The organism is Fredinandcohnia onubensis, from assembly GCF_002734215.1.
GTDB lineage: Bacteria > Bacillota > Bacilli > Bacillales > Bacillaceae_L > Ferdinandcohnia > Ferdinandcohnia onubensis.
Genome location: NZ_NSEB01000026.1, coordinates 1 through 12506, shown reverse-complemented (window position 1 = coordinate 12506; position 12506 = coordinate 1). Strand labels below are relative to the sequence as shown.

Below are 12506 nucleotides of genomic sequence, written 5' to 3'. Positions count from 1 at the left end.
ACTATTCGAAGCTAGTTATGTCCCAGCCTCGTTTTTTTTTGACTAGGAACGTAAAGGCACAATTGCATTTGCCCTTTTTCAACAATGAATGGACAAACACACTTCCAACTTTATTAAAAATGTATAACGTAAAGTATTGAGTTGGGAGGTGAGATATATGGGGAAGAAGGAAAAAGATAAGTCAAAAAAACACAATGAAATTCGGGCAATTGTAAGAGAAGAATTGGAGAATGTACTACAAAATCTCTCTGGCAATATTCAATTTAGTTTTAATCCACCAATAGAAGAACCAACAACTGAAACAGTAGACACAACAGAAGGGACCGAAGACCAAAATCCAACAGAAGAACAAGTAGATACAAAATCAGACTCCACTGACCAGGAAGAGTCATGAGTTAGCAATGAAAGGGCTGCTTGCGAATTAAAGCAAGACAGTCTTTTCATAAATAAGTCGAACAAATTTGACATTTCTAATTAATCTGTCCTACACAAGTAGAAATCCCAAGAATAATATACATTGATAGACTTTTACAAACAAAAATTTGTAAGTGCTTTTTATAAAAAAATGGAACGAAATAAGTTGTGAGGTGAAATTGAATTGAATAAACAAGTGAATGTAGACTGTAAGGAAATAGAGACCTATGTAAATAACATTACTGTTCAAGCACATGAGGACGCTGAAGTGACAGTCCTATATAATAATACATCACTTAAAATGATTGGAAAGGGCGTACATGGGGCCGTATTCCAAGCAAATGAAGATGTCTGTATTAAAGTATATGGGGAAGAAGATGTTTGTGCCAGAGAGCTTTATGCGTTAAGTCTTGGTCAACATACCACTCTCTTTCCAAAAGTATTCTGTAGTGGTCCTAAATATATTGCCATGGAAATGGTATATGGAATCGACTTGCGTGAATATTTACAATCTCAACCATTAACCAAAAACCTATCTGTTAAACTAATAGATCTTTTAACCACATATAAACAAATTGGTCTTGAAAGAATTGACCATCATAAGCGTCATATTTTTGTGCAAGATGATGGAAATCTAAAGGTTCTTGACGTAGGTACAACAGTATGGAGAAATCGCGTCTATCCATACCCTCGAAAACTCTTAAATAGCCTAGGAGATCAATATCGGGAGTTGTTTTTAGAACATGTAAAAGAAATGGCTCCTGCACTCCATGAAGAATGGCAGAAGTATATCGAAATGGAAAAATATGCAACAGCATTACATGAAAGATTCTTTGCTCCAGAGGATGTATCCCTTAAGAAGCTTAAAAAAGAAGAAGAAATTCTACGAACAGGCGACAATGAATGGGATTCAAAAATCGAGGATCTTGTAAGAAAAGTTCATAAAGATCAATGGATCAAAGCCCTAACTGCACAAGGAGTAGACATTGAATATGTAAAGGCAAATGCGAAGGAACTTGAACGAGAATATATTTATGGTGATAAAAAGAAGAACAAAAAGGGAGATACTTTTTCCAAATCCGATGGGAAGAAGAAATCAAGGGTATTCACCTCTTCATCAAAGAAGAAACGGAAAAAGTAATAGTATGGTGAGAAAGAAGGTAAGAATCTAAAGAAAGGAGGCTAATTTTGAAAGTACTAGTGATTTGGCGCTTATTGACAGTTGGTGGAGTGAATGCAGGCTGGCGCAATCGCGCCGTTTATTTTAAAAAATATGGCATTGAAACTGATTTTATGTATGTGAAAGATCTTGGTGGCATGCATATCATGGAGGACGTAGCAACTGTTTATTTAACCGATGATAAAGAGGAAATTGTAAATATTATTGATAAGAACAAGTATGATGTAATCATTATTTGTGATACAAAAAAGGGCTTTAAATGGATTCGTAAGGCGAATTACAAAGGACCGTTATTACTTGAGGCGCGTACTCCAGAAATTATCAAACTGTATCGCCATCTTCCAGACTTTGATACCGTTCAACCTGACCGTATTATTGTCCCCTCCCATCACCAAAAGCGCCTCGCATCGATATTAATCGATTCAAATGCACCCTATGAGGTAATCTACAACGGGATTAATACCGAATTTTTTAAACCACTAAATCCAGAAGATATCCACTTAAACAAGGAACCTATCATTCCAAAGGGAAGAAAGGTAGTTGCCTATATCGGAAGACTCGATGGCCGAAAAAACTGGAAACTATTAATGGAAATAGCTCATCATATCAAAAGTGAGCGGGAAGACATTGAAATTTGGATCATCGGTGGGGACAAAAGTGTTCAAAAGGATGAATTTGTGGCCTATTGGAAGAATCATGGATTAACAGATATCGTTAAATGGTATCCGGTTATCCCATATCAGGAAATGCCACATATGTACTCTAAAGTTAGACAATCCGGTGGATGTACGATTGCAACGACTAAGGGAGAGTCGTTTGGGAATACGTTTATCGAATCCATGGCATGTGGGGTACCGGTCGTTGCGCCAGGGATCTCATCCATTCCAGAAATAGTTGAGGACGGAAAGACGGGCTTATTATATATCGAGGAAAATGCGCGTGATGCTGCAAAAAAGATCTATCAAATTGTGGATGCACCTGAATATTATCAAACATTATCAGCTAATGCTCGGAAACGGGTTGAGAATAATTTTTCAATCGAAACTTGTGCTGAAAGCTATATTAAACTACTTCGTGAATTGACTGGAGGTGACGGACATCCAACCAACTAAATACCATCAATTATATGAAGGGAAATCCAATAATGCCCATCTTATTTCTTTTGATAATGGAAAACAGTATATAGTGAAATTTTTTAAGGAAGGCCAAGATAAGGTATTGTTTAACGAATGGGTTGGGTATTCAATTGCACGCTATTTACAGCTTCCAGTCCCTCCAAGCCGCTTTGTACAAATTCCTGAATCCTTCTATAGTGAATTAACCGGTGGCCAGTTTGTAAAGGTTACGAATACACAGTTTGCCATTGAATATATTCCAAACTGTCAAAACGCGCATGATTTGACATCCCCAAATGTGATTAATCGCAGCCAGCTTGCCGGAATTATCATTATGGATTACTGGCTCTATAATCTGGACCGCACTAGGAAAAATGTGCTTTTTAAAGAAACACCTGAAGGAAATCACATGCTGTATATTATCGATCATGCAGACCTTTTTGGTTCATATGCTTGGGATAGTTCAAATCTCTCCACATACTGTAGGAAGCTAATGAAAAGTGCGACACATGAATTAATCGCTAGTTTCATTCCAGATGAGAAAGATTTTTATGACCAATTGTCCATCATACAATCAATTCCAATCCATTTATTAAATGAAATTGTCGCTTTCACACCAGAAGACTGGGGCGTTACCGAGGATGATAAAAAACGAGTTGTCGATTATTTAGTGTGCCGTCGAGATATGGTTTTATCTAAATTGATAAGGGACTTTATCAAATCACGATATCGACAGCTTCATTCAAAATCGTAAAGGACAGCTCGCGATGCTGTCCTTTTTTTAATACCAATTTTTAGGAGGAATGTACTTGCTCTCGTTTACAAAGGTGAAAATTGGTGATTCGAATCATTGTATTTACGTCAATGGACAAACAAATAAGGGGAGACAGTTGGTAGCTAGTGATGGGATGTTACACCCAAAGGTTACAGAATTATGGAGAACAGCGGCAACCAAATTCTTTCCTAATCTGGTTCTTGATATAGGGGCTGGATATGGTGATGTTTTGTTTTCAACAGAGTACAATCAGGAAGCCAAAATTGTAGGAATCGAAGCAAATAAAGAATACGAACCTTGGTTTATACAGTCTCAAAATGAACACTTTAACAGAAAGCAAATCGAGCTTAAATACTCCTTAGGCCAACTTGAATCAACTGAGATTAAGTGCAGAAAGTTGCTTTTTAAAATGAATCTTCATGGAAATGAGAGAGAAGGACTTATAACACTTGAAAAGCTTACAAAAAGCTGTGAAGCTGTTTTGGGAATACTCGATTTCAACAGTATCTATCTAGAGGAAAATGGTACAAGAATCGATGAATTTCTTTCGTATGTAAAAGCTCATTATGAGGTATTTGTACTAAAATCCACTAACAAATTAATCAAACTGCAGCCTCTAACATATCCCATTCTAAAAAGAACCCTCAAGAAACCATATATTATTACCGATTTATTGCTAGTTTCAGATGCAAATCTAGTAAGTCTATTAGGCTATAAAAGATCAATCAATTATTTAGATAGAGGACAATACTATCTAAAAGATTAGGGTGGTATTTATCGAGGATGAAGACCAATTCAAAGCTATGAGACAGTCAAAAAGTCCTTCATCGGGCTTATGAAGACCAATTCAAAGCTGTGAAAGCAGTAAAATGGTCTTCATCAACCAAGGAAAGTAAAAAAGAACAGCATTTTAGTAGTTTACAATAATCTTATTAAGCGAAAAGGACCCCTTTGGCAGTTCCTTGCTATAGACAAATCCGTCTACAACAACAGATTGACTTTCCTCATTTTTCATTAGGGTAATATCAAATTGGGGGAAAATAATGGTTTCGTTAGGTTCTAGGGGGTGTGGATCTGCATATTTTATCCAATATTCTCCGTTCTCCTTGATTTTTTCTTTCCAGTTCTCATGCAAAAAGACCCAATCGATATCGGTATCAATAAAATTATGAGATTTCTTTGTTCCAATTTTTCCGCTAAGGGTACCGGCATCTATAGGTGTTAGTTTGACGCAAACAATTATGTCATGTAAGGGATCGGTACCCGTGTTTTTAATAATAAAATCACCGATAATGGTAATATCATCTTCCTCCGTATTTGGTAAGAGGATCGAATAGGCAAAATGAGCCTGAATGCGAGGAAAGGTTTCAAGCGTGTTTTGTCTTGGCTCTTCAACCAGAGGCTTAGAAGCTATAACTTTTTGTTGGAACTGTGAAGAACGTTGTTTTTCCTCCTCAAGTTCTACTTCGAGCAGCATGATCTTTTCTTTTAATTTATAAATTTCCTTTTGATACGTCTCTATTTGTTGATCCTCAATTGTATATAATTTTTCTTGTAAATACTGATTTCGAACCTTTTCTTTTTCAATACTTGCTTGTAGGGATTTTAGTTTGTGCTCGTAGGATACAATTTCGGATTGGTAATGAATAATACGTTGTTTTAGTTGGATACTGTCTTCTGGCCGTCCCTGCTGCTGTCTGTGTTTCACGTGTATCCCTCCTCTCCCTTACAAGTTATGTAAGAAACGCAGAATTTGTGTTTTTGGACCATAAAAATATCGTGCACATATAATAAAGCAGAAAAAATAAACTAGACTGTTGAAATTTCAACAGTCTAGTTTAACCAGGTTCACTTAGTGTGCAGGAAAAACTTCTGGACATTGTGGAGGGAATTTTTCTGTTGGACATATTACGACTTCTTCTAGAATTTCTTCACGTGGTTGGCAGTGTTTAGCTTCGATTTCTAGCTTTACATCAGCCTCAGTTTGAACTTCTAGGCAAAGTGTTAGATTGATGTCAAGTTGTTGAATATCTTCTTCACAAATTAACGTTGCATCACATTCAGCTAATGACACATGCACATTTAGGTCTGTACCTTCAGGAGCACATAATAAGAATGTTTGCGTTGTAACGAATGGAATTGGAGTTTTTGTCATACATACAACATTATCCATATCATCTAGAATTTCTACTCCGATAAAGCCTCTAATTAGAGTTTTCACTCTTTGTAGTGTCACTTGATCACCATTCGGTAATGTTACAGTAACAGGTTGGCGTTGACCGATTTCTTGAACCATAACTTGATTATCCTCTTGGAAACCTGTTTCAATCGGATTACCCATTGAATCAGTTAAGAAGCAATTAACGGATACGTTGTCAAATTGCTCTAGAAAAGTACAAAGTTCTTCTAGTGTGCGTTCTGATTGGCCATTGCATTTGAATTTTACAGGAAGGTTGTTAGTGAATGAAAGATTTACGTCAATCTGGCGAGTGATCCAGTCATATATTTTCCTAGTCAGTATACAAACTCGTTCTGTATCTCTGTCTCTATCTTTATGCTTATTACCCACTTGTGTGTTCCTCCTTTTTGTTGTAATAACCCTTTGGGTATTGGGGCTACTGTATAGTATGTAAAAGCTAGTCATGTGTGCTGTGACATTAGCGGAATTTTGCTCATATGATATGAAGAAACAATCACAAGAGGAGGGGCAAAAAATGAACCGAATTTCTAGTAATCCGGTGATCCTACAGCAAAAAATTATTCATTTACAAGCGGAGCTATCAAAATATAAATCCATCCAAAAGGACAAATTACTTTTCGAAAATCAAAAATTGAAGGAACAAATTACTCAATTGCAATCTGAAAATGAGCTGCTAAAAAAACAGTTTGTTTCATCTAATATCCGCGAAGCAACACAAAAAAGACCAGCTGAATCGAACAATAAAATCCAGAAACGTCCAATGAATCCTGAAACAGAGGGCGTGGAAAATGGGTGGTTTTTTAGCAATCTCATCCATGAAAGCAATAAAAAATAAGCAGAACGTGGAAAACATTATGGTCTCATCGGACATATACTGACACTATACCAATCTATGGAGGAATTAACATGGACAATAATAAAAAAAATCATCCTTCAGACACTGTAAAAGTATTTTCTTCCTCTAATAAAAGTAAACCTGCTAAGAAGAAGTCTGGTGGCTGTGGGTGTAAGAAGGTACGTAAATAAAATGAGAAACCTCTCATCAGAATTATAATATGATGAGAGGTTTATCTTGTTATAAGGAGTTGGTATTTTGGAAAAAGTACAAATTGGAACATGGCCATAATCCAAAAAGGAGGTTCATACAAATTTATACCTCTCCTCAAATAGCCGAATAAATGAAGTGCTTGGTTAAAAGGTGATAATGTTATAGAAAGGAAGTATAAAGATATGCGAATTGTACAGATCTCAACAGATACAATCCCAGTCCCGCCTCCGAAATATGGTGGAATCCAACGAGTTGTACATTCTCTAACGGAGGACCTTATAAAAATGGGGCATGAAGTTTTTTTATATGCGCCAAAAGGCAGTATTACAAATGCAAAACTTATTCCATATGAACATAAGGGTCCTAATAATCGGAAAATTGCAGAATTTGTAAGAAAAACATTACCGGATGGAATTGATCTCATCCACGACCATACCCATTTTTCAATCATTGATCAACTAAATCTCCCTATACCAACCATAAGTACGATTCATATTAATAATAGTAATTTTCCTCGATATCCTGTCTATATCAGTCAAAAAGCCCTAAAGGATGTGGGAAATTCACTTGGTTTCTGTATATACAATGGAATTGACATAAAGGAATATGAGTTTAATGAAGAAAAAGAGGATTATTTGCTGTTTTTAGGTGAAGTAAGTCAGAAAAAAGGGATTCATCATGCAATTGAAATTGCCGAAAGAACAAATCGTGAACTCCGTATTGCGGGTCCAATCTTTGACAGAAAATATTATCTTAAAGAAGTGGCACCAAAAATTAATCAAAACCCAAATTTAAAATATTTAGGGGAGACTGGTGGAACTGAAAAACAAGAATTAATAAAAAATGCAAACTGTCTTCTATTTCCAATCACATGGAGAGAGCCTTTCGGATTAGTCATGGTTGAGGCAATGGCCTGCGGAACGCCTGTCCTGGCCTTGAATAATGGATCCGTATCTGAGGTATTAGGAGAATTTCCTGGATTAATCTGTAAAGATACTATGGTAATGATAGAAAAGATTGAAAAACAGTCATTCCCACAGCCAAAAATATTACGAAACTATGTTGCTGAAAAATTCACAAAGGAAAAAATGGTGGCTTCCTATTTGAAACTTTACGAAAAAATTGTAAATAAGGAAATTAAACCTATTAATCTAGTAAATCGAGGCTATAATGAATTAGATCAAAAGGGGGACGATTTCGATATAAAAAGCAACTATCAAACAGCAGATGTGTTCATAAAACAAGGGAAGATAAGAGAAGCAAAAGAAAAAATAGTTGAAGTGCTCATATTAACACAACCTACTCCCGACCTTTGCTGTTTACTCGGATTGTGTTTTATGAAAGAAAACAAATTGAATGAGGCAATTTTTTGGTTCGAACTGGCAACAAAGCTTGAAAAAAAGTCATATTTTATAGATGAAAAGAATGTGACATGGTACCCTCATTTAAAACTTGTTGTTTGTTACTATAAACTCGGAGACTATAAAAAAGCGTATAAACATAATGAAATTGCATCAACATACCTTCCCAATGATTCAAATGTAAAACAAAATAAGGAACTGATACTAAATAAGATGTATCATTCTGACTACAAGTCCAAGGTAAAACGTAATGTCAATGAAAAATTAAAAATTGTTCAAGTAGCTCCTGATATTTATCCCATACCCCCGAAAGATTATGGAGGTATCGAAAAAATAGTATATGATCTTACAGAAGAGCTCGTTAGGCTAGGGCACGAGGTTTATGTATTTGCCCCAAATGGATCAAAAACAAATGCAACACTACTACCTTATAACCATCAGGGAACATGGAAGATAAATGAAATCATAAGACAAGTAAAGGAGAGGCTTCCTGAGCAGGTTGATATTATACATGATCATACACATCACTCAGCTATTGAAAGACTAAATTTAGGAATCCCAACAGTATGTACTAATCATAATTTGGTACAAAATAATGTGAAAAATCAAGTATACGTTAGTCAAGCGATGGTAAACAAGCTGGCTCGCGGTTACGGAGAATTTGTTCATAATTCTATTAGGCTAGAAGATTATCAGTTTTGTGATCAAAAAGAAGACTATTTTTTATTTTTAGGAAGACTAACTAAGTCAAAAGGTATACATTTTGCTTTAGACATTTGTGAACAAGCCAATTTAAAATTAAAGGTTGCGGGACCATATCATGACATTCGAGAATATGAGAGAGAATATCGACCTAGAATGAGTAGGAATCCAAATATAGAGTATGTGGGTGCAGTTGGTGGCCAACTTAAACAAGACTTGCTTAAAAAAGCAAAGTGCATGTTATTTCCAACAAATTGGGATGAGCCATTTGGACTTGTAATGATTGAAGCAATGGCTTGTGGTACACCTGTCTTGGCATTAGCAAACGGTTCGGTACCTGAAGTAATGGAAGGTTTTCCAGAATTAATCTGTAATAGTGTTGAAGAAATGAAGGAAAAAGCAGTAAATATGACATTTCCATCACCTGCTGATCTAAGGAAGTATGTAGCGGAGCGGTTTTCTGTTAACAAAATGACAGAAAATTATCTGAAGATTTATCGGAAAATAATTGAAGAACATTAACAAAAATAGGAGTTTCATCGGAAACTCCTATTTTAGCTGGGTACCATTGGACAAACTTCCGGAACAGCAGGAGGTGGACAATTAATAGTATCTTTAATTTCTTCTCTAGGGTTACATAAAACACCACTTACTTCTACTTTCACTTCTCCAATAACCTGGATACTTTGACAAATCTGAATAAAGATTTGGACTTTTATACAGTTTGTATCCTTTTTTGTATGTGGAAGAATCTTCACTTTACATTCAAAGTCGGTTATTTCGCATTTTAGCGTTGTTCCTTCTGGGGCACATAGATGAAATGTTTCATATTCAAGAAAAGGGAAGGTACATACCATGCAAATTTTATTTTTTGAGTTAAGGAATTTAACAGTAATAAACCCTGACTTTAAGACGGTGATTTTTTGCAAAGTAACCTTTTTGCCATTTTGAAGTGTAATCTCGACATTTTCTCTGGGGTATTCATCAATTTGTTCTTCACATTTAATGGACTCATGTTCATATGGATCCAGAGGATTTCCTTTTTCATCAGATAGGAAGCAAATAGCATCTTTTATATCCACGTTACAAGGTTCTTCTACATGAGAGTAGTGAATATCTAATTCGAAATCTCCACAGCAACATGAGTTGGAGTGCTTTTCTTTTCCATTACATTGAATCTCGATGTGTTTAACCTTTCCGATTGTTCCACAAAAGGATTGACCTTCACAAATGGTATTTATTTTTTCTCCATTAACAAAGATGTCTAATTCACACCCACAAGAGGTGTTCAACTTAATTCTAACTGATGCTGTCACATGATCAATCCCGTACCCTTGCCAAAGTAGTGTTTTGGAGGAGGAATTGCATTTAATTTTAAAATCACAGCAGATACAATCTTTAAATTGTTCTTTCTTATGTGGAAAAGAAATAACTTCCTTTTCCTTAATATGAACAATTCGATTCACCCAGTCGAATACTTTTTTTGTTCGGATACAGTGTTTGTGTTCACTTTTTAATTCTGTGAGCTGCATGTAGTGCTACCTCCTTTCGTACAGAATGGTCATTTTAGTATATGGCTATTGACTATAATTTGTACTAGGCAAAAGCTTCAACCGTTATTAATTATCAAGATTGTCTATAAACCTTCATTTTATATTCACTATTTATTTGAAATATAGTAAATAAGCCGTTTCAAATTTTGCAAAGTAGAAATACAAATATATGGATTAAATTATCCAGGGGGTGTATTAGTGAGAAAATTTCATGATTCTTGCGATTGCAATGACTGTTGTGGAAAGCATAAGGATAAGAAAGAATCCTGTGACTTTGTAAAAGATAAACTTTGCTGTGAATGGTGTATTCCACATGGTCAAACGCAGAATGTTTATGTTGCTGCAGGAGTGAATGTTTTTGCATCAGGTTTCATTTCTGTAAACTGTACTGGAGATAGTAAGGTTACAGTACGATTTTTTAGAGATAATACTCCAGTTGCAGGACCATTTGATGTATTTGAAGGAAGCTGTATGACATTTACAGCAGCTAACTTTAACAGAATAGCAGTTACCTGTCCAAGTGTGGCTGGAATTGCTCCGCCTGAGAACGGCGATGACGACCACTGCTCAGGAAAAATCTGTATTACTCCACGCTATCAGGTAAAATGCGACCATCATGATCATGACCATGATGATTGCGGCTGTCACCACTAGATTTAATTTTGCGGGTATTGATTGTCTAAATCATACCCGTACTTATTTTTTTTTTGAAAATAGATAAAGGAAAAGTTTTAAATGAGCGGAGGTACAAGAATTGATTACAATTAGTCTATGTATGATTGTGAAGGATGAAGAGGCAACCCTATGGAATTGTCTTAATTCTGCTAAGGAAATCGCTGATGAAATTATCATTGTAGATACAGGTTCAACAGATCGTTCAATGGAAATTGCAAAGGAATTTACGGATAAAATTTATGAATTTGAATGGGTAGGAGATTTTGCACCAGCACGAAATTATTCCTTTAGCCATGCAACAATGGATTATATTTTATGGTTAGATGCTGATGACGTCCTTTTTGAAGAAGATCAGAAAAAATTCTTAGAGTTAAAGCAATCCTTAGATACTTCTATTGATTCTGTTTCGATGATTTATAATTATGGTTTTGATAAGTATGGTAATGTAAATTTGAGTTTTCGGAGAAATAGAATGGTAAAAAGAAGTAGGAACTTCCAATGGTATGGAGATTGTCATGTGTATTTACAGGTAGATGGGAAGATACTTGAAACAGATATTTGTGTTTCACACAAAAGAGTACATCATTCTACAGGAAGAAATTTGGCGATATATGAAAATAGAATTAAACGTGGGGATATATTTAGTGCACGGGATTATTACTACTATGCAAATGAACTGGATGAAAATGGTCATACAGAAAAAGCGATTGAAAATTATCTTATCTTTCTAAATATGAATGCTGGCTGGGTGGAGGATAAAATTTCTGCATGTGGAAGATTAGCATATTGCTATGGAAAGCTTGGTAATACAGAAAAGCAGAAAGAGGCGCTTTATAAATCGTTCGAATATGATAGACCAAGACCCGAGATTTGTTGTGAAATTGGATATCTATTACGTAGTAAGAAAAAATATGAAGCCTCAAAGTTTTGGTATGAGTTGGCAACAGAGTATGAAAGACCAAAGGAAAATTGGGGATTCTTTAATCCGGCTTATACAACCTGGGTGCCACACATAAATCTTTGTGTTTGTTATTACAACCTAGGTGATTATGAAAAAGCCTATTATCATAATGAAATAGCAAGAAAGTATCGTCCGGAAGATGAGAGTGTAATAAATAATAAAGAGCTGTTAGAAACGAAATTACCAATTCAAAAAGAAGATAGTAATGTAGAGGCATAGGTAAAATCTTATGCCTTTTTATATTGGTAATGAATGAGTTGATATGACTTTCGTACATTTTTCTATTATTCCTCTTTTTTGGTTAAACGCCGATACAAGTATCGATCTTTTACAATAGATTATAAGGAAACTATTTGAAAGAGGTGAAAATGAAATGTCAGGAATTAGATTTCATCATGATCATGATGACGACTGTATGTGTTCAAGTTGTTGTATGAGTGGTCCTAGAGGTCCAAAAGGTAAACGTGGTCCAACAGGCCCACCTGGGTCAACTGGCGAACGTGGTGCAACAGGCGAACGTGG

The 12506-nt window shown here is 35.5% G+C and carries 12 protein-coding genes; 9 read left to right on the top strand and 3 right to left on the bottom strand.

All coding sequences use genetic code 11. From position 1 onward, the window contains the following. Window positions 1-157: 157 nt before the first annotated feature. The 5 genes from CKK03_RS22600 to CKK03_RS22580 all read left to right on the top strand — a co-directional run bounded on the left by CKK03_RS22600 (window position 158) and on the right by CKK03_RS22580 (window position 4250). On the top strand, window positions 158-394 hold the full coding sequence (locus CKK03_RS22600) for a hypothetical protein (RefSeq protein ID WP_099364764.1): 237 nt from the start codon (window positions 158-160) through the stop codon (window positions 392-394). Between the two features lie 204 nt (window positions 395-598). Further along, entirely contained in the window at window positions 599-1555 is a 957-nt protein-coding gene (locus CKK03_RS22595) for a protein kinase family protein (protein ID WP_099364763.1), read from the top strand. Window positions 1556-1602: 47 nt separating this feature from the next. After that, window positions 1603-2706 carry a glycosyltransferase family 4 protein gene (locus tag CKK03_RS22590; protein ID WP_099364762.1) on the top strand — a complete coding sequence of 368 codons (1104 nt, stop codon included), beginning with the start codon at window positions 1603-1605 and terminating at the stop codon, window positions 2704-2706. Beyond that, window positions 2684-3463, top strand: coding sequence for a HipA family kinase (locus tag CKK03_RS22585; RefSeq protein ID WP_342744924.1), 780 nt, complete (start codon window positions 2684-2686; stop codon window positions 3461-3463). The genes CKK03_RS22590 and CKK03_RS22585 overlap by 23 nt, the downstream gene beginning before the upstream one ends. A gap of 55 nt (window positions 3464-3518) precedes the next feature. Continuing rightward, window positions 3519-4250, top strand: a complete 732-nt coding sequence (locus tag CKK03_RS22580) for a hypothetical protein (RefSeq protein ID WP_099364761.1) — start codon at window positions 3519-3521, stop codon at window positions 4248-4250. A 144-nt stretch (window positions 4251-4394) separates the two neighbouring features. Here CKK03_RS22580 and CKK03_RS22575 read toward each other — a convergent pair whose 3' ends face one another. Next, entirely contained in the window at window positions 4395-5192 is a 798-nt protein-coding gene (locus CKK03_RS22575; RefSeq protein ID WP_099364760.1) for a hypothetical protein, read from the bottom strand. A 144-nt stretch (window positions 5193-5336) separates the two neighbouring features. After that, entirely contained in the window at window positions 5337-6053 is a 717-nt protein-coding gene (locus tag CKK03_RS22570) for a BMQ_0737 family morphogenetic spore coat protein (protein WP_099364759.1), read from the bottom strand. Between the two features lie 145 nt (window positions 6054-6198). Here CKK03_RS22570 and CKK03_RS22565 point away from each other — a divergent pair, with 145 nt between their 5' ends. Continuing rightward, a complete protein-coding gene (locus tag CKK03_RS22565; RefSeq protein ID WP_099364758.1) occupies window positions 6199-6519 on the top strand; it encodes a hypothetical protein in 321 nt (106 codons plus the stop codon). Between the two features lie 395 nt (window positions 6520-6914). Beyond that, entirely contained in the window at window positions 6915-9317 is a 2403-nt protein-coding gene (locus CKK03_RS22560; RefSeq protein ID WP_099364757.1) for a glycosyltransferase, read from the top strand. 32 nt (window positions 9318-9349) lie between these two features. Here the strand turns inward: CKK03_RS22560 and CKK03_RS22555 are convergent, their stop codons facing one another. Continuing rightward, the gene (locus tag CKK03_RS22555; RefSeq protein ID WP_099364756.1) at window positions 9350-10327 is read right to left on the bottom strand and encodes a BMQ_0737 family morphogenetic spore coat protein; all 978 of its coding nucleotides are present in this window, start codon (window positions 10325-10327) and stop codon (window positions 9350-9352) included. A 219-nt stretch (window positions 10328-10546) separates the two neighbouring features. Between CKK03_RS22555 and CKK03_RS22550 the strand changes: the two genes are divergently transcribed. After that, window positions 10547-11002: an S-Ena type endospore appendage gene (locus CKK03_RS22550; protein WP_099364755.1), complete on the top strand. Its 456-nt coding sequence runs from the start codon at window positions 10547-10549 to the stop codon at window positions 11000-11002. A gap of 100 nt (window positions 11003-11102) precedes the next feature. Further along, the gene (locus tag CKK03_RS22545; RefSeq protein WP_099364754.1) at window positions 11103-12203 is read left to right on the top strand and encodes a glycosyltransferase; all 1101 of its coding nucleotides are present in this window, start codon (window positions 11103-11105) and stop codon (window positions 12201-12203) included. Window positions 12204-12506: the final 303 nt, after the last annotated feature.

What these genes read in the sequence shown, in the direction of transcription:
- CKK03_RS22600 (WP_099364764.1), top strand. Translation starts at nt 158, where the DNA reads ATGGGGAAGAAGGAAAAAGATAAGTCAAAAAAACACAATGAAATTCGG.
- CKK03_RS22565 (WP_099364758.1), top strand. Translation starts at nt 6,199, where the DNA reads ATGAACCGAATTTCTAGTAATCCGGTGATCCTACAGCAAAAAATTATT.
- CKK03_RS22560 (WP_099364757.1), top strand. Translation starts at nt 6,915, where the DNA reads ATGCGAATTGTACAGATCTCAACAGATACAATCCCAGTCCCGCCTCCG.
- CKK03_RS22555 (WP_099364756.1), bottom strand. Translation starts at nt 10,327, where the DNA reads ATGCAGCTCACAGAATTAAAAAGTGAACACAAACACTGTATCCGAACA.